Below are 20,659 nucleotides of genomic sequence, written 5' to 3' on the forward strand. Positions count from 1 at the left end.
GACCCATCGGATGATTTCGCGTCAGCCGATACGTCGTGTGCTTTTCATATGGTACGAATGAGGTGCGTGCAGGATCGTCATGTAAGAGCCATTATGCGCGGTCCTATAACGTGTCGCGCAATGTTAGACTTGTTCGGTACGAACTTCGATAGTTCAGCGACCGCCTTGCTTGCGATCACCAGCGCATCCAGGAAGTTCCACTGGCTGAAGATTAACACCGAGCCTGCTTCGGAGCATCTCGTTTGTGCTCTCGTCAGGCGCAACGACCATGTAGGAAAGCCCGTCGGCTCGCCAGCCGGTGATTGCCTTGTTTGCAGTTGAACTGCAGATCGGGATCTTGTATACCGACGTTGCATTGGAGTTGTCGCGATCTGATTCCGGAAGAAACGCCAGCGACTTTGTGATAAACAGGCTTGCAGATGAGGCTGCGTCATCATCAGAAGCGACCGAAAGGCGAATCTTCACACAGGGCTCGCCTGTGCGAGGCGGGATCTTGCACGCATCACGTCCAATGACGCGAACGGTTGGATCGCTGACAAGGTTTCGCAGCACCGGGTCAGACCCAAGGTGCATCTGCGTAAAGCGCTTCACGATGTCAATGTCGCCGCCGCAGGTCTGATCCTTTGCTGGCACAGCATCCTGTGTTGCAAAGTCGGATGCGAGACGCAACGCAAACCCTGCATTTGCAGTATTTTCACTCTGGATGGGAGCACCCGGAAGGAACGAGCGAACCGTGACCGCAGTGACAACAAGCAACCCCGCTGCCATTGCAAGCGGCACCCAGCGACCAATTCGACCGAGCACGGCTTCCTGAGAGCGCACCGGCGCGGTTTCAATACTATTGGTCGAGTGTGCAATCTCTTTCACCGCAGCACGAAGCTGAGCGGGGGATTCAGTCCCAGCCATCGCACGGCCAACAGCTTGGCGGAGCAGTAATGCGTCCTGTACAAGATGTGTCGACCGAGAGACTTCAGCGTGGTCACGCAATAACTCAGGAAGCTCGCCATCAGCTTGCAGCATCGCAATGAGCAGCAAACGCTCTGACTCGCACATCTGCGAGAGTTCATCCTGGAGCATCGCGAGACTCGCGTCATCCCAACTGTTACCCAAATGTGTGTGTTCTGTGTTGCGCACCAGTCCAAACCCACCATACTGTCATTCGTTCACACAGGTCGTGCGAATCCTTATGCCAGCCAAAGCGTCCCACGATCTCTACCTGAAGAACGTGTCGTCAGGCAGAACCCTGTGAGGACAAACCAACTCCAACCCCGTCTATTCCCGCATAGACCGGAGCAGAAAGCACTTCACCCATCTTTGCGATGTCTCAGCCAGTGTGCAACTGCTCTCGTTGCTCCAGCTGAGTTGCCACCATACTCACAAGCCGCCAATCGAACATACAAACCACGGGATTCATTCCTTCTGCACTTCAGATTTCTGTTTGAGGGCCCATCCCAAACCCTCCAAACGGCACAAACTGCGCGAGCCTCGACTTCCATACGACGATCAACCGCCTACGAGTTGTCGTTGCTTTCAAGGTCCAGGTCGTGCTGAGAACCAGAGGCAAGTCGTGCGACTCCGAGATCACTGGCCAGTTTGTCGTCGCTGGTAATCCCATCGATCACAAGCTTTCGTGCGCGATGCAGTCGGCTCATGACCGTCCCAATGGGGATGTCGAGAATCTGACCGATTTCGCGATACTTCAATCCCTCGATGCCCCAGAGCATGAGCACCTCACGATATTCGGGCTTGAGTGATTCGATGACCTCTTTTAGCCTGCCGTCGACATGATCCCAGTTCAGGTCCGCGAGACACGTTGCAGGAAGAGGTTGATCCGGTCTCCGCTCCGTGTCTGACGACTCGAAGAACTCGCCCACGGCTGCGGGAGCTCTGCTTGCACGCTTGACCTTCGAGTAGAACACATTATGTGTGATTGTAAAAAGCCACGATCGCATCCCGCTCTCGGGAGAGCGTTTGGATGGAGTTTCTTCGGCGCTCTGTGTTTCATCGGATCGATCCTCGAACCCTGCAACAGCTCTCGGTCTGAGCGCACGCGCGTAGACGTCCTGCACGAGGTCTGACGCAGCATCGGGATCGCGCGTCAGATGGAACGCCATCCGATACACGGCATCAAGCTGCGAGAGCGCGAGTTGTTCGAATCGATCTCGATCCATGGATGTGTTTGCGCGTGTGCGGCAATGACCGCACGTGCTCCCCTCTTGTTGTCCGATGCGTGCCGAGCGGGTTTCGCGACGGCATGATCGGACGCGTGGATCGTAGTCGGCGAACGTTATGGGTGTGGGCGGGTGCCGTTTTCAGTGGAATCCATGATATCAGCAAGGTGAACACCGAACCCAATGCCAAGGGATGGATCAATCTGGCGGAGTCGAAGCATCTGCGTGCGCATCGTGCCCAGTGTGGCATCCCGCGTGCTCGGATCCCGCTCGGCGCGCATCGCCAGCACACGGAGCATGATCTCCCATGCCTGCCAGAAATAGACGGGGCGTGCTGATTGCGACGGGTCCACTGGATCGGCATCGAGTTCCGATGCGATTGTTCGTGCCACATCAAACGCACGTTCCATCTGGTCGTGGTTGAGCAGTGCCTTCGCGTATAGCACGCGCACAGACCAACCCTGATCCGGCATGGATTGCATCGAGGCTTTGTCCTGGCTGGAAAGCAGCTCGAGTTCCTTGACAGCGCGAGGGTCATTGATAGTCAGCCATGCGTGTGCGCGAAGCTGACGCAGATGGAACGAGTTCTTTCCATTTGCGTCGTTCCAGTTGGTAAGTTGCTGCAGTGCGACTGTCGCTTGTGCAGCAATCTTGGACGCATCTTCTTCGGCACTGACATCAAGCTGGGTGAGCTGGTCCATGATTGTTGCAATGTACAGCGTTCGCGCCTGCTCCGAAGTCTGTGATTGTGTATCGATTGAAACCAGCAGGTCCATCGCACGGGAAAGATCGGTTGTGTCCCATTGCGGACGGTTGTCCAGAAGCATCCGTGCGAGTTCGTACTTCCAGTAGTCTGCTTCGATCACCTCGCTCGTATGTGAGGCGAGTTCCAGTAGCTTGGAGTACATATCGCGCTGTTCCTGCGTGCCGGTGCCGCTGGTTACACGATCATGGAGCACCGGGAGCACTGCACTGAGCGCCCGGGGTGTCAACTCGTGGTAAGGAAACTCTGTCGCCAATGCGCAGAGCAGATCAATAGATGTGTCCGGGAGTTCATGCGAGGAGGTATTCGCGCGCATGTGTAGAACTGCAGCTTCCCACAATGCTTGTGCGCGTGTATCTCCCGCGTCCTGCCTGTCAGCAAGTGTCTGCATCATCGACGCGAAATATGCTGGATTCTTGCCTGCGCTGGCGCGAGTCGCGATCGCACACAACTCTGCGAGCGGTGGGAGAGATGGTGTCTCAGAAACACTTGTGGTCATTGTGCGCAGTCGTTGCATTACCAGCGCGCGGAGCTGATCAGGATCCAGCGCAAGATCATCATCAAGCAGCTGAATCTGCGTGCTGCACGCACGAGCGATGAACGCGTCATGCAGCGCCGAGTTTCCGGTGACACTGGTAGCCCGTGTCATCAGGAATCGGGTTCTGGCGTCATACGCCAGTACTCTGAAGACCTGCGTTGAGCCGTTGACCAGCGCAAACGGACGTGTTTCAAGCAGCATGTGGAATGGACCGGTCTGCTGGTCATTGGAATGGCTCAACGGATCTACGTTCAACTCCGACACTAGCATACGTGCAAGTGCAAGCTCGACACTGGTCGCAAGATCAGGCTGGAGCGATGAGGGGTTCTTTGTAACAGCGTACATCTCATCGATCGAAGCGATTGTGTCGCTTGCGGCGCTGGTGCTGGCGTTTGAACCAATCATCAGCTGCGCGATCGCAACATTTGTTTTCCGTGAAACTTCTGCGCCGCTGGGAGGTATCGTGAACCCTTTAAGTGATGCGATTGCGCCCTCGACAGCCTTCGTAGCACTGGCTGGCGACTGAGCAAATCGCATGTCCGATGCAGCAAGAAGGAGGAGGGCACGTGACTCTAGATATGGTACACGGATCGGAAGATCGAGATCCTTCAGCTGATCAAGATTTGCTTCCTGTGCAGGTGTCAGTTCGCTGAACTGGTCATAGTCTGCAACCCGCTGCGCCGCCTGCTTGCGAGCACGAGCGACCAGAGCGATCACGGTCTCTGCTGTGCGTTTGACCTGTGCTCGCTGCGCATCGCTTGGAATCCCGAGCAGGACGGTTGAGTCTGTTGCATAGAGCGACAATCTCCTCATCTCATCGGTTGCCTGATCGAGCAGCCACGTTGCGATGCGCTCATCACTGGGGTGCAGTCCAATGAGTCTTTGTCTTGCATCGATAAGCTGGTCAAGCGCCTCGGGGCCGTTCTTCGGATGCTGCGCAAGGATTTTCAGGTCCTCGACGCGCTCGAAGTCTTCCTCAAGCGTCTGGGCGCGCGTCAGTGAGGTGCATACAAGCAGCAATCCAACAAAGAGAAGAAAGGGTTTCACTTGCGATTCCTGAGTTGATCGAGTGTCAGCAGCACGTATCCGTTGCGGTCTGCGTTCGTAACCGGGGTGGTGCCATCCAGCATCCATTGGCCGCCGTGAGCAGCACCGATCGCCTGCAGAACACCTGTCGGATCTTCGTCGAGAAACTGGATGGTCTTGATCACAGCACGTCTGGTACCCATCGCTGTACGCGGGTTGGTGCGATCAAGTTCGGCGAGTATCGCGTCCTTGCCCTTGCCCCATTGCACATTGTCGCCGCCGCTCCGCTCAATGCTTCTGGAAAGCAGGAACACGACATCGGGCCTGAGGCGCAATGCTTCAGCAAGACCATCGGACGGGTTCGACTTGCCACCGGGTGTGACGGTGTTAAGCCACTCATCAAGCAACTTCTTGTTTCGCATGGTCGCGCGGACGAGCACTGTGCGCGATCGGTTTGTTGGATTGAACGAAAGGAAGACATCGCTCGCTGTTCCGGTCCGCTGGCGGAACAAGATCACCGCAAAGCTCTGTGAACTTGAGAGCGAGTTGACACTCCTGCGAACCTCGTCAAGCACGAACGGAAGACTTGTCAGCATTGCACCGGATGCATCAACCACATACACGATATGCTTTGCACTGCGAGCGCCGACTCCAGCGAAGGTCACACCGGAAACGGGCACAGCGTCGAGCTGCAGCCCTTGAATCGCGTCAAGCCCGACGCTGTTGTTCGACGGGCTGCTCGATTCAAAGAGCGACTGGATAGAACTTGTGTTCCTGTTGCTGGGTTCGATGGTGCTGGTCAGGTCAGCAAGTGACGCGCCCGGCGCTGGAAGATCAAGCGGCTGCGGAGACTGCGTGTCGCTTGTGCTGCTGGGCTGATCCTGCGCCTGCCGTGTTGGCATGGGGTTGTCAAGACTCAGCACAACCTCACCCGTTCCCAGTCCCGCAGCCTGCGGTCTGGCAAATGCAATTGCAAGTAGTGCCATGACACTCAGGATGCACGCATGGATCACGATCGAGCCAGCGATTGGCCCAGCAACTCGTTTGATCCTGCGAACTCTGCGTGGACTGATCATGCATCGCACCCCATTGTGTCCGGTTCATGATAGATCGGTTTGTATGCTGATGATGCTGAACCGGGAGCACAGTCGCTTCAGGGCACAAAGCGCTACCATCGGCACACATGGAACTTGATCTCTCGACACCCGAACAGGCACGCCAGCACGTCGACGCATTTCGGCACGATCTTGATCTTGTCCGTGAGCGCATTGGTCGTGTGATCGTTGGTCAGAAGCACGTTATCGATGACGTGCTTGTGTGCCTGTTCTGCAACGGGCATGTGCTGCTGGAAGGTGTGCCGGGGATTGGCAAAACAATGCTCGTGCGGACACTGGGACGAGCCCTCTCGCTTGCGTTTGGTCGTGTTCAGTTTACACCGGATCTGATGCCCGCCGACATTACCGGCACCACCATTGTGCGAGAGTCCGAGACGAGTTCGGGATCAACACGCCGAGAGTTTGTGTTTGAACGCGGCCCCATCTTTGCGCAGATCGTGCTCGCCGACGAGATCAACCGCGCAACACCAAAGACGCAGTCTGCGCTGCTCGAAGCGATGCAGGAGCGGAGTGTAACTGTTGCCGGCACATCACACGAACTCCCGCGACCTTTCTTCGTGATGGCCACCCAGAACCCTGTCGAGCAGGAGGGTACATATCCGCTCCCCGAAGCGCAGCTCGATCGGTTTTTTTATAAGCTGCACGTGTCGATGCCCTCACGAGCCGAACTGGCGGACATTGTCACCAGGACAACAGGCAGTACCTTCGAGCAGATTGAGCCAGTCCTTGGCCAGCAGGGAATCGAACAGCACCAGGCGCTTATCCGCAATGTTCCGGTGCCGAAAGAGGTGCTGGATTATGCCGTTCGGCTTGTGCTTGCGACCCATCCAAAGTCAGAAGCCTTCAGACTGGGGTCAACGCAGGACCAATCGTTTTCGACACCAACGGTCGACAAGTACGTGCGTCTTGGTGCTTCGCCACGTGCAGCACAATCGCTTGCGCTCGCAGCACGATGCAACGCGCTGATGGACGGTCGTTATGCGCCCGGCATCGAGGATGTCCGCCAGTGCGCACTGCAGGCGTTGCGTCATCGCATCATCCTGAACTTTGAGGCGCAGGCTCAGGGTGTTGATGCTGATCAGATTATTACGGATATCACCGCAACACTGCCGGTGGCGGCAAACTAAACACGTCATTACAATTAAAGTCGAATCTGTATAGAAAAACCGTGCTGTATGCTTTGAGACATGCAGCACGGTTCTGTTGTATCAGGTGTGGAGTCGCTGAACTATTCCAGAGCAGCAGCACCCGAGATGATCTCGGTCAGCTCTGTCGTGATCTGCGACTGGCGGGCGCGGTTGAACTTGCGCGTGAGTGACTTGCCCATCTTGCCAGCGTTGTCGGTTGCTGCTTTCATTGCAACCATGCGAGCCACGTGCTCGGACACGATCGCGTCGTTGATGCACTGGAACAGTGTTGCTTTGACGGTCTGCGGGAGCAGATCGCCGAGGAGTTCTGCTGCTGAGGGTGAGAACTCGTACTGCGCGGAGATGTTGGAATCCGATTCTTTTTGAACCGCTGGTGGTTTGAGCGGCAGGAGTTGCAGCACTTCCGGTTTCTGACGACCAACAGAAAGGAATCGCATGTAGATCACACGAACAGAGGAGATCTCGCCTCGTGTGAACTTGTCCATGTAGTCCTGCGCGATGCGTGCGACTTCTTCGTAGTCCGGCTTGTCGCCGAGCACGTACGAGTTTGAGACGTCGATCTTGTTGAACCGCAGGAACGAGACGCCCTTCTTACCAATGAGTTCGGTGTGGCCGCTACCCGCGTCGGTCTCACGCAGATGCTTCATCGCGAGCCTGAGGACGGACCCGTTGTACGGACCGCACAGACCACGATCGCTCGTCATGATGAGTGTCAGTTCCTTCGCGCCATCCTTGAACCCGCCATCGGGGCCGTGGATCAGCGGGTGCGTGATGTTGCCAGCGGTAGCCGCAAGATCCTGCACCAGCTCGAATACGCCCTCGGTGTATGGCTTGGTTGCGGTGGCGGACTGCTGGGCGCGCGCGAACTTACTGGTTGCGATCATCTGCATGGTGCGCGTGATACGCTTGATGTTCGCGACAGCCTTGATGCGCTTTTTGATTTCTCTGATCTGTGCCATAGGGTCGCGATGGTAGGCTGGTCTCACGCTTTTTCATATCTTTTCAGGGCAATTCTCGACCGGCTGTGCCGTTGTCAAAGCCGTACAAAGCATGAATGAAATGTGCCCCTTCCGTCCCGACGAGGGACATGAAGGGGCACGGGGACAAAGCGTGTTGATTGTGGCGTGGCTTACCTGCAGTAACCGCCACGGGAGTACCCACCGCCGTAGTTCCCATAGCCTGAGTACCCCGAATAGCCGGAGTAGTACCCCGAGCCTCGGGCATTCTGATCTCCGATGACCGCACCAGAAGCTGCGCCAATGAGTGCGCCAGCTGCAGCGCCTTTGCCCATGTCACCAGTCAGTGACCCCAGACCAAGTCCCACGAGTGAGCCAAGAGCGGCACCTGAGATCGCGCCGTCGTACCCGTTGTTGCAGCCCGTGGTTGTAACCGCGAGTGTGCCGAGCATGGCTCCGATTGCAAGACGGCGTGCAGTTGTTGAGCGGATGATGTTCTTCATGGGTGTTCTCCTGTCCCTGTTCGGATCGTCCCACCAGAGATGTGATCCGAGTGATGTGAGCCAGCGAGGGGTACTTTGGCAAAGTAACCGCTCGCTAACTTAGTATACACTATCTCTCAGGAATCTGTTCGCGCGATTTCAGTAAAATCTCATAACAACGACCTATAACAATAATTTCCGGTTCGAAATCTGTGTTCATACCGCAAGTGGGGTGCCGGGCTGCTTTGCTGACTGAAATCAACTGGTGCCCAGCAACATTTCCTGTATCATGGACGAACAGCCCTATGCCGCGAGATTTTGATTGCGGCGCATCCACTTTTGTTTGTCCCGGTGGGGGGAGAACAGGGAGTCCATTATGAACGCACGAGTTGTGGGATGTGTGCTTGGCACACTTGTTATTTCGTCAGGTGTGCTTGCTCAGAGCACCAGTTCCCGGTTTGTTGCGGCGTCTGTTGAGTCGGGATTAGCGTTCAATGCAACGAACGAAAGGGCAGTTGTGTTTTCTGACATCGTCATGGTGCCCAATGCACACTGGCTTCGTCTGGACTTTGATACAGCTCAGCTCGGAGCAGCTCCAGTTGGAGGTGAGCCGACGATGCTGCGCATCACATCACTTCAGGACGGCGGGCAGATACGTATGCAAGCCCATCATCTGGAGCAGTGGGGATACAGATCGCCATACTTCAACGGTGACACGGTGAAAATCGAGATCGTTGCCGATGCTGGTGCTGATCCATCGTTCCTTTCTGTGTCGCAGGTTCTCGCAGGTCAGTTTGAGACCATCGACACAATCTGTGGATCAACAGATGATCGTCAGCTCTCGAATGATCCACGTGTTGGTCGAGGGTGGACAGCTGGCGGATCAGCAAACTGCACGCTGTGGTTGATCAATGACTGTGCGAAGTGTTTGCTTGCAGCTGGGCATTGTGGCTTCTCGAATGGTCAGGCACACTTCAATATACCGCTCTCGACTTCATCCGGTCAGGTTGTGATGTCTGCGCCCGATGATCAGTATGCGGTCGATACAAGCTCAGGGCAGGGCATCAATGGAGGTGTTGGAAACGACTTCTACTACTTCGGTTGTTTCCCGAACCCAAATACAGGTCTCACGCCGTACGAGGCGCAGGGCGATGCATTTGTGCTTGGTCCCCCGCCAACCGATCCAAACACAACCATCCGTGTGACAGGTTGCGGCATCACTGATTCAACAGTTCCCGCAACGTATTACCGTGCGCAGAAGACGCATACCGGGCCATGGGTGGGAATCAATGGAACACAACTGCAGTACCAGGTGGATACCACATCAGGGAACTCCGGCTCACCCGTGATCAACGACAACACCGGCGAGGCGATCGGGATTCACACGCACGGCGGATGCACATCGGGCGGTTCTGGCGCAAACTCTGGCACCTCGCTTACGCTTCCCGCGCTTCAGAACGCGTTCGCAAACCCCCAGGGCGTGTGTGCGCAGGCGACATGCTGCTACGCCGACTGTGATGGCTCCGGCTCACTCAACGTGTTCGACTACATCTGCTTCGGGAATGAGTATGCAGCAGGCACCAGCTACGCCGACTGCGATGGAAGCGGTGGGTTGAACGTGTTCGACTACATCTGTTTCGGAAATGAATACGCGGCTGGATGTCCGTAACAGCATCCAGTAGGACGTGCCGAGGCTGGGCTGGTCAGGCCCAGTTTTTTATTGGATGTCTGTGCACTTGCAGATTGGACGGATTTCCTGTAGGGTGATCAGATGATGCTGCTTGGTGCATCGCGTTGTTGTGCTGCATTGCATCAACTGGATTCGAGAAGGAGAGTATCATGAGAGCGCGCGTACGCATGTTTGCTGCACTGGCGAGTTTGGGATGTGTCTCGGCTGCTCACGCCCAGGGGCTTGCTGCAGAGTATTGTGTTGAGCAGATTTCTCCGGGGTTCTACCAGTACACGTTCACAATTTCGACAGACGCAGGCTGGGCGCCCGGCATGGGCTGGGCTTGGTTGATCTTCGGTGATGAGCCCGGAACAGGTCTTGGAGGCACCGGGATTGAGCCGATGCCTGATTTTGTTGTTGATCCAGCGTCATTCCCTGTCGGGCCTTGGGAGAAAATTCAGGGAACAGGCGGTGGACACAACGGTCGCACCTTCGCCAAACTCAACGGCGCTGTGCTTGATCCGTGGATGCCTGCATCAGCAAGCGAAACACTCACATGGACAGGCACCTCCAGTTTTCTCGTTCCGACTGGCGGCATGCTGATTTCCACGCTGAGCGCAACCGGCGGCGCAGCTCCTGCAAGCTTCCTCGTTGCGACCGAGGTGTCGTGTGGAACGTGTTACGCCGATTGCGACGGATCAGGCTCGCTGAACATCTTCGATTACATCTGCTTTGGAAATGAATACGCTGCAGGAACGAGCTATGCTGACTGCGACGGCTCCGGCACGCTGAACATCTTCGACTACATCTGCTTTGGGAATGAGTATGCTGCAGGCTGTCCGTGAGCGATCATGACCGCATCATCTCATCATCCATGCCGTGGTGAGCTATAGCTATTTTGTGGAACCAGAGCCATGCTGTTTGCGAACAGCATGGCTCATCTGGTATGTGCTTCGCAAGTTTTCTTCATAGGGGATGCCGCGTTTGTATAGTTCCAAATAACCTGTGAAATAGTCTGATAATAGCGGAATTATTGCATACGATAGCAGTATACGGCAGCATTTACCCATTGTGTGTCAGAACTATTGACAGACTGGGGACTTTCCATTAGCATGGCGGTCAGATGCTCTCAAATGGGTGGGGGAGTATTTGAGCATGATCACGTTGGTCATGTCGGTGAATACCACCCGTCAGTAAAACGCGCATTCACGTGGTGTGCGTTTTCGGGACAAGAAGAGGAGTTCCCAATGAAGAAGATGACGTTCGTTTTCGCGTCGCTCGTGGCTGCCGCAGGCGCATCCGCGCAGTGCACATCGTTGTTCAACAATTACAGCAACCCGCTCGTGAACGCAGCGGGCGGCAGCCCCTGCGGTTTCGGCGCCAATGACCTGTCAGAGTGCGCAATCGACTGCACAATCGCTGGTTACAACGTTGTTGCAACAGCATTCGGCTGCGCTCAGGACTTCACACTGGCCAACGATGCAACAATCGACGAAATCGATTGCAACATCTACTCCACCAACTGCGCCACCACAGGCAACATTCTGGCGTCCGCCACACTCGCCATCCATGCCGACAACGGCGGCGTTCCAGGTGCAGCAGTTGCTGGTCCGTTCTCCACCTACACAGAAACATCCAACGGTATCTTCCGTACGTTCAACGCTCAGGGCACAAGCTGCGCACGCGTTGTCCGTGACATCAAGTTCACTGGCCTCGGTGCAAACCTGACCGCTGGCACATACTGGGCATTCATCACTGCAACATCCAGCGGCTGCGGCTCGGGTCCGTGGATGCCTCTCTGGACAGACGGCTCCATCATCACCACACCAACAGGTACCGGCGTTGTCTTTGACCTCGCCACAGGTGCATGGAACCCGGCATTGGCACAGAACGGTGCTGGCCAGCAGTGCAGCTACCCGCTGAACGTCTGCGGCACAGAGGGTGTCGGCTGCTACGCTGACTGCGACGGCTCCGGCGCGCTCAACATCTTCGACTACATTTGCTTCGGTAACGAGTACGCAGCTGGCAACGCATACGCCGACTGCGATGGCTCCGGCACGCTCAACATCTTCGACTACATCTGCTTCGGTAACGAGTACGCAGCTGGCTGCCCGTAATCTCGGGTGCTGATTGATGTCAGTCCGCGTGACTGACAACTGCAAATACAAGGGCTGGTCGGGAAACCGATCAGCCCTTGTATTTGCTTCTGTATACGTGGAAACTCGCCGAAAACGCCGCATCTGTCCAGTCAAAAGAATCATCGCACCGAACCACACTAACAGATCTCTTGAAGCTGTATGATGTGTTTGTTACTCGACGATTCATTGGATCGCACATGTTCTCAAAGTGAAACAGATGCACACAGACACACCAGCTGCCCAGATGGAGCACGAATCATATGAGCCAGCAATGCCTGCGCATCAGCACGCGCACGAAGGGTTGCCGGTTCTGGATCAGGTGACACTGTTCCGCAGGCGGGAGAATGTGTTCCTGCTGTTCGCGGGGTTGTTTCTCGGGTCTTTGACGATGCTGAACATCCTCGGTATCACGCGGTTTATCAAGTTGTTCTCGCACGACTTTGATGGCGACCCTGGCACAGGGCCGACGCTGTTCCTTGTCGCAGTGGGGGTGCTGCCGTACCCCATCACGTTCCTGTGCACGGACTTCATCTCAGAACTCTTCGGCAAACGTCGCGCGAACGCGGTCGTGTGGATGGGACTGATTCTCAATATCTGGGTGATGTCGATCCTGTGGGTCGGCGGCAATCTGCCTGGGTTTGAGAGTGCGGAGCAGGCGGCGCAGATCACCAGTATCGCGAAAGAAGTTGCGCCGACGATTGAGGATGAAGGACTTCGCAAAGCATTTCTTGCGCAGGCAGATCGGAAGCCCGTGTTCTTCGAGGTGCGCACACTCGCGTTCGGCGCGGTGATCGCGTCGATGCTCGCGTATCTCGCAGCGCAGTTTATCGATGTGCACGTCTTCCACTTCTGGAAGAAGAAGACCGACGGCAAACATCTCTGGCTGCGTAACAACGGGTCGACGCTGGTCAGTCAGCTTGTTGACACCGTTGCGGTGATTCTGATCACGTATTGGATTGGCGGGCTTGCTGGGATTATCAAGCCCGACCAGAGCATCGCAAAGCAACTCGCCGTCATTATTGCGACGGGGTATGTGTTCAAGATGATCGCTGCGCTGCTCGACACGATCCCGTTCTACATCGGGACGCATCATCTGGTGCGGTATCTGCGACTTCCGCCGCCGGGGAAAGATCCTGCGTGAGCAGGCAAAGATCGAAATCAAACGAGTCATCAGGGGTGGGGAGCGTCCCGCTCCCCAATTGTCATGAAATGTGTATAACGCTGGAGCTCACCCGGGGCGAGACGCCCCGGACTCCTGTGCTTATACCCGGATTCCTGTGTTTATGGATACATACTTTGAAATAGCAGCGGTTCTGAAGTGGAGATCATCACACCTACAAGAGACCCAGGGATTGTCATCCCTGGGCGTTGAGTTGTAGAAGAATGAACGCTCTCAGTCCGGCTTCGTTGCGGCTGGTGATTCGGCGTTCACATCCGCGCGCATGAAGAGCGCATCGCCCTTGGAGATCTGCTGACCCGGTTTTAGGCCGTATGGACCCGCCCATTGCGCAAGTTCCATCAGCGGCGCGACGAACCCAGATTCGATGTCGTTGGGATCGTTCAGATGGGTGCAGTTCCAGTTGCGCCAAAGCTGTGCCATCTTCTCGGGCATCGTGGGAAAATAAGCAAGGGACACTATTCGAATAGACTCAGCAGCTTGGTACAAAATCGAATGAACTTCTTGTAGTTTGCTTGGATCCTTTGCTAGTTTAAATGGCGCTGTATCTGAAAGAAACTGATCAATGATTCTTATTGCAGACTTCGCCGACAATAACAGATCGCCAATCTTGTTTTCATTGATCAGATTAGAGATTGACTGTGCAAGGGGGACAGCTCGGCCGCGAGGTGGTGTCCGTAAGACTGTTTCGCCATCTACTTCAATGTTGAAATGCTCTAGAATTTGCCAATCTTGAATCTTCCCATCAAAGTACTTCGCGATCATGTTCCCGACGCGGCTGGCGCAGTTGCCGATCCCGTTGGCAAGATCTGCGTTGTACACCTCGACGAAGCGCTTGTACGCAAAGTCCGCGTCGGTTGCGCCGAGCGGGCCTTGTGTGATGAGATACCAGCGCACCGCGTCGAGGGAGTACCGGTCGGCGTAGGCTTTGAGATCGTCGAGTTCGATGAAGTTGCCAAGCGACTTTGACATCTTCACGCCTTCCGCAACCCAGTACGCGTGCGCGTAGACGGTGGTGGGTGGTGTCTCGCTGAGCGCGTGCAGCATGGCCGGCCAGATCACAGCGTGGAACCACAGAATGTCCTTTGCCATGAAGTGGACAACATTGCTTGCGCCCTGGCCGGACTTTGGCCAGTACGTGCGCCGATCGCCCTCTGCTTTGCTCGTGTCGCACGCGGGGTGTGCATTGTCAACGACCGTCAGGTAGTTGCACAGCGCTTCGATCCACACGTACACGCGATGGTCGGGATCGTTGGGCATGCGGATGCCCCAATCCTCGTCGCCGTCCTTGATCTTGCGCGAGACAGGAACTTTCTGCAAGCCCTGTTTGATACGTCCGAGGACTTCATTTTTGCGCTGCTCGGGCAGCACCTCGATGCGCTTCTCCTCGATCATGGCGCGGAGCCAGTCCTCGTACTTGTCGAGTCTGAAGAAGTAGTTCTGCTCGACGCGTTTTTCGAGTGGCTTCTTTGTGACAGGGCTCTTGTAATCGTGCTCGCGCGCAGTGTTCTCGGGGACATACTCCTCCTGCGACGCGTCCCACCATCCCTCGTAGTCGCCCAGCTCGATGTCGCCCTGATCGACAAGTCTCTGGATGTAAGCGCTCGCGCGCAGCTTGTGTCTGTCTTCGCTGGTGCGCACAAAGTCGTCGTTGGAGAACTGCATGAACTGGAACGCTTCGCGGAATCGTGCGGCGTTGTGGTCGGCCCACTGTTGGGCGGTCATGTCGTGGGCTTTGGCGCTCGTGACGACTTTTTCCGCGTGCTCGTCGGTGCCCGTGAGGAAGAAAACATCGTTTCCAAGCAGTCGGTGGAATCGCGCGAGCACGTCCGCGACGAGTGTTGTGTAGCAGTGCCCGATGTGTGGGCGATCGTTGACGTAGTAGATTGGCGTGGTGATATACGTCGTTGACGGCTTTGTGGTGTCTGTCTCTGGGGTACTCATCGCGGGATTCTAGAAGCAGCGTTGAAAACTTCTTCATAAGAAAAGCCCAGGGGTTGTAATCCCCGGGCTTCTGGAAATCTGCGATGTTTAGATCGATTACGAGACGATCTGGGTGGCGTTCTCGATGGCTTCGACAAGCTGGCGAACCTGGAAGGGCTTGCGGAGGAACCCGTCGAACCCGACAGAGCGGAGCATGCCGGTCTGGCCGTCGGTCAGCTGGCCGCTCATCGCGATGATGCGTGTGAGCTGGAGCTGCTCGTCGTTGCGGATGGATTCGCACAGGGTCTTGAGATCCTTGGAGTCCATGTGGACATCGATCAGCAGGACGTGGGGCTGGACCTGATGGCACATCATGCCGGCCTCGAACCCAGACTTTGCGATGCTGACGTCGTAGCTGGTCTGCTCGCGCAGGACCTTGGTCAGGACATCGAGCATCTCGCTGTCGGTATCCGCGATAAGGACGCGGGTGGAGCCGGTTTTCAGCCCGTTGAGCGGCATGCCATGGGCTTTCATGAACTCGATGAGTTCAGCCACAGGAATCCGACGGTCCTTTGAACCGGGGATTCGATAGCCTTTCAGCGACCCATTGTCGAACCACTTTGAGACGGTTCGCGGGGCCACGTTGCAAATCTTTGCAACTTCGCCGGTCGTGAGCACATCTTTCTCAAACGCCATAGAAACACCTCTGTGCGTGCATGCGTGCGGGCAGATACTGGCCGATGCCGAGCGGCAGCCCGAGTCATGCGATGAATCGACGTGCAGAGGGGGCAGGTTGATCGCAGGAGCCATGTTCCTGCAGAATCAGCGTGGAAGTCTGCTGTTTGTGTGTAGTTTCCGGCCTTTGGGACTGGTTATTGCTCTGTCAGTATCACCAAAGCAAGTGTTCTGACCTGTATGATCGGCCAGATCCCGCTGTTCTCGGCCTAAATCAGGCAGAGCGGGCGATCTGCAGCAAGAATCAGTACATGCCTTGATGGAACGGGTTGGCGCCTCGCCGATTCCGAACATCTGGAGACTGAGATTCCTATCTGCCAAACGGTACTCCAGACAGTTGAAAAGGCATCCTCGGGCTGGTAACTTGCGTATTGTCCTGTCCCACAGAACCCGCCTCAGTCGGGAACGGTGGTGGTGTTGTGTTGGTCTTTGGCTGCTCGGAGGGCGGAAAGCTCTGCGATAGTGGTCGCGTCGGCACTGGTTTCTGTGTTCGGCGGTGTTTCGAACTTCCCGTCTGTGTGCCCATATATACAACGATCTGGAGTGAGCCTGTGTCTTTTGGACGACCCCTCATCAATCGTGCGCTCGGCAGCGTCGCTGCTAGCGTTGTGCTGACCTGTGGTCTTGCAGTTGGTCTGCCGGTGCAGACGGTGTCTGCACAAAGTGCAGCTGCGCAGGGCTCGCCCGAGTCATTGCTCAAGGATTTCGTGCATTATATCAAAATCGACTCTCGTGAAGCTGCGGCACTTGTTGCGCGTCAGCTTGCGGGGGCATCGATGACTGATGAGCAGGTTGTTTCGCTCATAGAGAATGGTCGGGCAGTCAGATTTGCTGACTTCGAGGACGCGCTTGTGCGTGCGAGCAAGAAGGGCGGCGATGTTGCCGACGCAGCAGCCGAACTGGATTCTCGTTTCCGTGCAGCGAAGATCGCGCTTGTTCGGAATCCGAATGAGATCGCAAAGAACATCGCAAAGCTGACGGAGAACGCGCTCGCTCGCAACAACGCATCAACGCGTCTTGTTGCTGCTGGCGAGTACGCCATGCCACAGTTGCTTGATGCGCTGCTCCAGCGGAATGATTCTGCATTGCGCCTTGAAGTATCCAAGGTGATGGTGCAACTCGGTCGCCATGCGGTGATCCCGCTGTGCACATCGCTGCTGGATCTCGATCCAGCATCGCAGGAACTTGTCGTGAATGTGCTTGCAGATATTGGGTACAAGACCGCGCTGCCGTGGGTCGTTGAACTCCAATCCTCGACAAGCAGCACACAGGTTGCGGATGCATGCACTCGTGCCATGCTGCGGATGCCCGGTGGTGGTTCGGGCATCAGCGCTGCTGATGCGTACCTCACGCTTGCGAACGATTATTACAATCGCAAGACGGAGCTGATCAACTTCCCGCAGGATTCCACGCAGTTGCTCTGGAACTATGACCCCGCGATCGGGCTGCTGATGTCCGAGATTGTGACGCCGCTGTTCGACGAAGCAATGGCGATGCGCTGCGCTGAGGACTCGCTTCGGCTGAACGCAGGCACCGATGCAGAAGCAGTTGCAATCTGGGTCGCGTCGAACCTTCGCCGCGATACAGAAACAGATGTTGGGTATGAAAATCCTGAGTATCCTGATACGCGCCGCGATGCGACGTATTACGCGGTTGCTGCGGGTTCTGATACTTGCCAGCGGGTGCTCCGCCGGGCGATTGATGATCGCGACACCCCGCTTGTGCGCCGTGCGATTGCAGCGCTCGACGAGACGGCAAGTGCCGGAGCCCTGTGGCGGGGTTCTACGCAGCGCGCACCGTTGCTCGATGCACTCTCATACTCCGATCGTCGCGTTCGCTACGAAGCAGCGCTCGTGCTTGCTGGTGCTCAGCCGAATGAACCGTTCGCTGGTGCCGATCGTGTTGTGCCGACGCTTGCAAGTGCAGTGCGCGATGTGTCAGATCGCTACGCAATCCTGATCACGCAGGACCGCGAGGTGTACGACGAAATCCGTCCAACACTGGAAGCTATCGGATTTGCTGTACTGCCTCACGCCAGCAACTTTGATGCGCTTGCGACTCCCATCTCACAGGTGCCGGGTGTTGACTTTGTCACGCTGGTCGGCTCGACTGACTGGACGAGGAACTTGGTTGAACGCGTCCGTATCTCGCCAAGCACATCAGCAGCTCCGATGCTCGCGATGGTTGATTCGGCTGATATCACCACGCTCTCCCAGCAGGTTGGTCGTGACGATTCGCTCGAAATCAGAAGCCGCGCTATCGGCGAAGCAGCAATGCGGAACTCCATCGAATCGCTGCTTTCACGCACCGGCAACTCCATGCTGTCTGAGTCCGACATTGCAATGTACCGTGATAGAGCAGTTCGTGCGTTGCGAGACCTCGCAGTCGCCCGGAATCGAGTACTCCGTGTTGAGGATGCGAGCGCCTCGCTTGTCCGCACACTTGAAGACAACCGTGTTGGGATGACCATGTCGATCGCGGATGTGCTCTCGTGGATACCCGAGGCACGTGCTCAGACAGCGATCTTTGATCGTGCTATGCAGGCTGAAGGCAATGTTCGTGTCGATCTGCTCGGCAAGGTTGCTGAATCAGCACGCCGGTTTGGCAATCGACTTGAACAGCGTCAGGTGAATCGTTTGATTGATGTCGCGAAGAGCGGCAATGAATCGGAAGCTACAGCAGCCGCTGGCGTGCTCGGATCGTTGAATCTGCCAAACGCTGATATAGCAGATCTGATCATGTCCGGTCGCTAAAACCTAAGTACTTGATCCTGTAATACTCCAAGGCCCCGGAACAGTTGGTTCCGGGGCTTTGTCAATAACTTGTGCTCAGAAAAAACGTCCGAGATCCGAATATATCCTTGCCGCTATGCGGTTTGTAACGCGCAACACCTGCCTATGTGGTACATGCGGCACAGAACGCGCTTGCAAAGAAAAACCCCGGCAAAGTGAGTGATCGTGAGGAACAATGAATCCGATGCTGTCCGTGGCATGGAGGCAGTCACTCCTTCATGTCTGCTGCCAGGGCGTTCCTGTCAGCACACCGGGCAAGGCTGCCCGGCGCCCTACAGGGATGCGGAGGCCGCACGGGTGTGGAGCCGACGCGGGGCGAGATTGCAATCTCGAAGTGCTTTGCAAGGAGATGGATAATGAATCGTAGTGTTGTTCGCAAGCAGGCCCGCAAGGCCTTCACCCTCGTCGAAATTTTGATCGTTGTGGTCATCCTCGGCATTCTTGCCGCGATCGTGATCCCGCAGTTCACAGACGCGTCTGATCAGGCAAACGCAGCCAGTCAGGACTCCATGGTCCAGACACTTCAGTCGCAGGTCGAGCTCTATCGCGCACAGACCGGCGCATATCCCGCCGATCTTGCTGCCCTCGTGACCGCTGGTTACATGCGTTCGGTTCCGAACAACCCCGTTACTGGCGCTGCGTACACCTACACAGCTGCCACCGGTCTGGTTGCTCCGTAATCGGATCTGACAACGATCGCAGCGTAAGCTGAATCAGACCGCTCACACAGGGATGTGTGGGCGGTTCTTCGTTTGAGATCCGGATATGTGTGATATGCATCATCCAATAACTGGTCAACGACGTATTCCCTACAACCGCACCCTTTCAGCATAATCCGCGCAGAATTCACCGGCGTTGCACTCGCTTTGATTCGATACTCTGGATATGAACCGGCCATGTTGCATCAACAATGCATTCCAGCACGCACGCGTGCGCGTCCATCGTGCATACACGCTTGTTGAAATGTTGCTGACGGTTGCGATTCTTGCAATTGCAGCCACAATGGTAATCCCATCCATGGGTGACTCCGACACGTTGCGCGTGCAGGCTGCGATTCGGGTCATTGTCGCAGACCTTACCTTCGCGCAATCGGATGCTCTCGCATTCCAGCAGCGTCGTGCGATTGTGTTCAATGAAGCGACAAACAGCTACGCGATCTATGAGGTCAACGGTGCAACACTTGACCAAACAAACGATCTGCTCGATTCCAACTTTGGTGTTGGCGGGCAATACATCCGCAACTTGAACGACAATGTCTATGCGGGCGCAACGATAAGCGACATCGACTTTGACTACGGCGGCACGCTGGTGTTTGGCAGTGCGATCCTGATTTTCGATGAGCTTGGCGGCCCGGTGAACAGCCTGCAGGGTGACGGTGCCAGTCTTGGTGGATACATCGAGATCACAGGAAACGACCAGACATACCGCGTGAATGTTGATGGATACACGGGCAGAATCACTGTGCAGAAGATGCCGTGAGCTGGTCTCGTCTGAGGCATTGTAACGAGGGGCTGAATCAATGACACGGAAGTCTTCAGATCAACTCAAACCGTTCGAGTACATCAACCTTGACGCATCCTCTGCGGATGATGTGATTGTGTCGGGCCGGAGTGCGCATGGTTTCTTTCGTATGTCCAGGCTGATGACTTCGAGTATCGCGATGTTTGCGCTGGTGTTCGGCCTGCTCATCTGGGCCAAGCTTCGCCTTGTCTCTGGCATGCCTCGATCTGTCTATGCAGATCCGAAGCAGGTTGATATACCAGACGTGAAGGATGCTCAGGCTGCACCACGATTGCCCGAAATGGTTGTGCTCAAGCCGGGGATGCCCATGCCCGACCCGTCAAATAATCTCAGCGCAGCGCCTGCGCATACACCGGCTGGGGAGAAAACCACATCTCTTCGTCCGGGCGGTGGCGACTGAATCCAAGTGCGCGCAATGACTGCGCACGTCCCGCGTTATCTATATCTGTACAGTTGTATTCTCGCGCAAGCTTTGTTCTGCCCCGCGCACATGGTGCGCTGTGGT

17 protein-coding genes are annotated in these 20,659 nt (G+C 56.0%); 9 read left to right on the forward strand and 8 right to left on the reverse strand.

Annotated features, from left to right (window positions below):
- Positions 1 to 153 precede the first annotated feature (153 nt).
- From H6815_06525 to H6815_06540, 4 genes are all read right to left on the reverse strand, one after another.
- Positions 154 to 1,110 (reverse strand): hypothetical protein, encoded by a 957-nt coding sequence (locus H6815_06525; GenBank protein ID MCB9860093.1) that lies wholly within the window; start codon positions 1,108 to 1,110, stop codon positions 154 to 156.
- Between the two features lie 401 nt (positions 1,111 to 1,511).
- Positions 1,512 to 2,171 carry a sigma-70 family RNA polymerase sigma factor gene (locus H6815_06530; GenBank protein MCB9860094.1) on the reverse strand — a complete coding sequence of 220 codons (660 nt, stop codon included), beginning with the start codon at positions 2,169 to 2,171 and terminating at the stop codon, positions 1,512 to 1,514.
- A 116-nt stretch (positions 2,172 to 2,287) separates the two neighbouring features.
- Complete coding sequence (locus H6815_06535) at positions 2,288 to 4,519, reverse strand: hypothetical protein (GenBank protein ID MCB9860095.1); 2,232 nt, start codon at positions 4,517 to 4,519, stop codon at positions 2,288 to 2,290.
- Positions 4,516 to 5,574, reverse strand: a complete 1,059-nt coding sequence (locus tag H6815_06540; protein ID MCB9860096.1) for a hypothetical protein — start codon at positions 5,572 to 5,574, stop codon at positions 4,516 to 4,518. The genes H6815_06535 and H6815_06540 overlap by 4 nt, the downstream gene beginning before the upstream one ends.
- Positions 5,575 to 5,681: 107 nt before the next feature.
- Here H6815_06540 and H6815_06545 point away from each other — a divergent pair, with 107 nt between their 5' ends.
- Positions 5,682 to 6,740 (forward strand): MoxR family ATPase, encoded by a 1,059-nt coding sequence (locus H6815_06545; protein MCB9860097.1) that lies wholly within the window; start codon positions 5,682 to 5,684, stop codon positions 6,738 to 6,740.
- Between the two features lie 101 nt (positions 6,741 to 6,841).
- Here H6815_06545 and atpG read toward each other — a convergent pair whose 3' ends face one another.
- On the reverse strand, positions 6,842 to 7,720 hold the full coding sequence (gene atpG / locus H6815_06550) for an ATP synthase F1 subunit gamma (protein MCB9860098.1): 879 nt from the start codon (positions 7,718 to 7,720) through the stop codon (positions 6,842 to 6,844).
- A gap of 170 nt (positions 7,721 to 7,890) precedes the next feature.
- Positions 7,891 to 8,169: a hypothetical protein gene (locus tag H6815_06555; GenBank protein ID MCB9860099.1), complete on the reverse strand. Its 279-nt coding sequence runs from the start codon at positions 8,167 to 8,169 to the stop codon at positions 7,891 to 7,893.
- Positions 8,170 to 8,575: 406 nt separating this feature from the next.
- Here H6815_06555 and H6815_06560 point away from each other — a divergent pair, with 406 nt between their 5' ends.
- The 4 genes from H6815_06560 to H6815_06575 all read left to right on the forward strand — a co-directional run bounded on the left by H6815_06560 (position 8,576) and on the right by H6815_06575 (position 13,147).
- Positions 8,576 to 9,868, forward strand: a complete 1,293-nt coding sequence (locus H6815_06560) for a trypsin-like serine protease (protein MCB9860100.1) — start codon at positions 8,576 to 8,578, stop codon at positions 9,866 to 9,868.
- Positions 9,869 to 10,038: 170 nt separating this feature from the next.
- Entirely contained in the window at positions 10,039 to 10,713 is a 675-nt protein-coding gene (locus tag H6815_06565) for a hypothetical protein (GenBank protein MCB9860101.1), read from the forward strand.
- A 402-nt stretch (positions 10,714 to 11,115) separates the two neighbouring features.
- Positions 11,116 to 11,985 (forward strand): hypothetical protein, encoded by an 870-nt coding sequence (locus H6815_06570; GenBank protein ID MCB9860102.1) that lies wholly within the window; start codon positions 11,116 to 11,118, stop codon positions 11,983 to 11,985.
- 292 nt (positions 11,986 to 12,277) lie between these two features.
- Positions 12,278 to 13,147, forward strand: a complete 870-nt coding sequence (locus H6815_06575; protein MCB9860103.1) for a queuosine precursor transporter — start codon at positions 12,278 to 12,280, stop codon at positions 13,145 to 13,147.
- A 252-nt stretch (positions 13,148 to 13,399) separates the two neighbouring features.
- Here the strand turns inward: H6815_06575 and H6815_06580 are convergent, their stop codons facing one another.
- Positions 13,400 to 15,127, reverse strand: a complete 1,728-nt coding sequence (locus tag H6815_06580; protein ID MCB9860104.1) for a methionine--tRNA ligase — start codon at positions 15,125 to 15,127, stop codon at positions 13,400 to 13,402.
- Positions 15,128 to 15,223: 96 nt separating this feature from the next.
- Entirely contained in the window at positions 15,224 to 15,802 is a 579-nt protein-coding gene (locus tag H6815_06585) for a response regulator (GenBank protein ID MCB9860105.1), read from the reverse strand.
- A 590-nt stretch (positions 15,803 to 16,392) separates the two neighbouring features.
- On the opposite strand from H6815_06585, the gene H6815_06590 reads away from it, so the two are divergent.
- From H6815_06590 to H6815_06605, 4 genes are all read left to right on the forward strand, one after another.
- Positions 16,393 to 18,594, forward strand: a complete 2,202-nt coding sequence (locus tag H6815_06590) for a hypothetical protein (GenBank protein MCB9860106.1) — start codon at positions 16,393 to 16,395, stop codon at positions 18,592 to 18,594.
- 395 nt (positions 18,595 to 18,989) lie between these two features.
- Positions 18,990 to 19,313: a prepilin-type N-terminal cleavage/methylation domain-containing protein gene (locus H6815_06595; protein MCB9860107.1), complete on the forward strand. Its 324-nt coding sequence runs from the start codon at positions 18,990 to 18,992 to the stop codon at positions 19,311 to 19,313.
- A gap of 205 nt (positions 19,314 to 19,518) precedes the next feature.
- Complete coding sequence (locus tag H6815_06600; protein ID MCB9860108.1) at positions 19,519 to 20,112, forward strand: prepilin-type N-terminal cleavage/methylation domain-containing protein; 594 nt, start codon at positions 19,519 to 19,521, stop codon at positions 20,110 to 20,112.
- Positions 20,113 to 20,152: 40 nt separating this feature from the next.
- A complete protein-coding gene (locus tag H6815_06605) occupies positions 20,153 to 20,554 on the forward strand; it encodes a hypothetical protein (GenBank protein ID MCB9860109.1) in 402 nt (133 codons plus the stop codon).
- Positions 20,555 to 20,659: the final 105 nt, after the last annotated feature.

The organism is Phycisphaeraceae bacterium, from assembly GCA_020639155.1.
Lineage (GTDB): Bacteria > Planctomycetota > Phycisphaerae > Phycisphaerales > UBA1924 > JACKHF01.

Bases quoted from the DNA above. Each gene is read 5' to 3' on its own strand.
- H6815_06530 (MCB9860094.1), bottom strand. From the start codon at position 2,171: ATGGATCGAGATCGATTCGAACAACTCGCGCTCTCGCAGCTTGATGCC.
- H6815_06540 (MCB9860096.1), bottom strand. From the start codon at position 5,574: ATGATCAGTCCACGCAGAGTTCGCAGGATCAAACGAGTTGCTGGGCCA.
- H6815_06545 (MCB9860097.1), top strand. From the start codon at position 5,682: ATGGAACTTGATCTCTCGACACCCGAACAGGCACGCCAGCACGTCGAC.
- atpG (MCB9860098.1), bottom strand. From the start codon at position 7,720: ATGGCACAGATCAGAGAAATCAAAAAGCGCATCAAGGCTGTCGCGAAC.
- H6815_06555 (MCB9860099.1), bottom strand. From the start codon at position 8,169: ATGCTCGGCACACTCGCGGTTACAACCACGGGCTGCAACAACGGGTAC.
- H6815_06560 (MCB9860100.1), top strand. From the start codon at position 8,576: ATGAACGCACGAGTTGTGGGATGTGTGCTTGGCACACTTGTTATTTCG.
- H6815_06565 (MCB9860101.1), top strand. From the start codon at position 10,039: ATGAGAGCGCGCGTACGCATGTTTGCTGCACTGGCGAGTTTGGGATGT.
- H6815_06570 (MCB9860102.1), top strand. From the start codon at position 11,116: ATGAAGAAGATGACGTTCGTTTTCGCGTCGCTCGTGGCTGCCGCAGGC.
- H6815_06575 (MCB9860103.1), top strand. From the start codon at position 12,278: ATGCCTGCGCATCAGCACGCGCACGAAGGGTTGCCGGTTCTGGATCAG.
- H6815_06580 (MCB9860104.1), bottom strand. From the start codon at position 15,127: ATGAGTACCCCAGAGACAGACACCACAAAGCCGTCAACGACGTATATC.
- H6815_06585 (MCB9860105.1), bottom strand. From the start codon at position 15,802: ATGGCGTTTGAGAAAGATGTGCTCACGACCGGCGAAGTTGCAAAGATT.
- H6815_06595 (MCB9860107.1), top strand. From the start codon at position 18,990: ATGAATCGTAGTGTTGTTCGCAAGCAGGCCCGCAAGGCCTTCACCCTC.
- H6815_06600 (MCB9860108.1), top strand. From the start codon at position 19,519: ATGAACCGGCCATGTTGCATCAACAATGCATTCCAGCACGCACGCGTG.
- H6815_06605 (MCB9860109.1), top strand. From the start codon at position 20,153: ATGACACGGAAGTCTTCAGATCAACTCAAACCGTTCGAGTACATCAAC.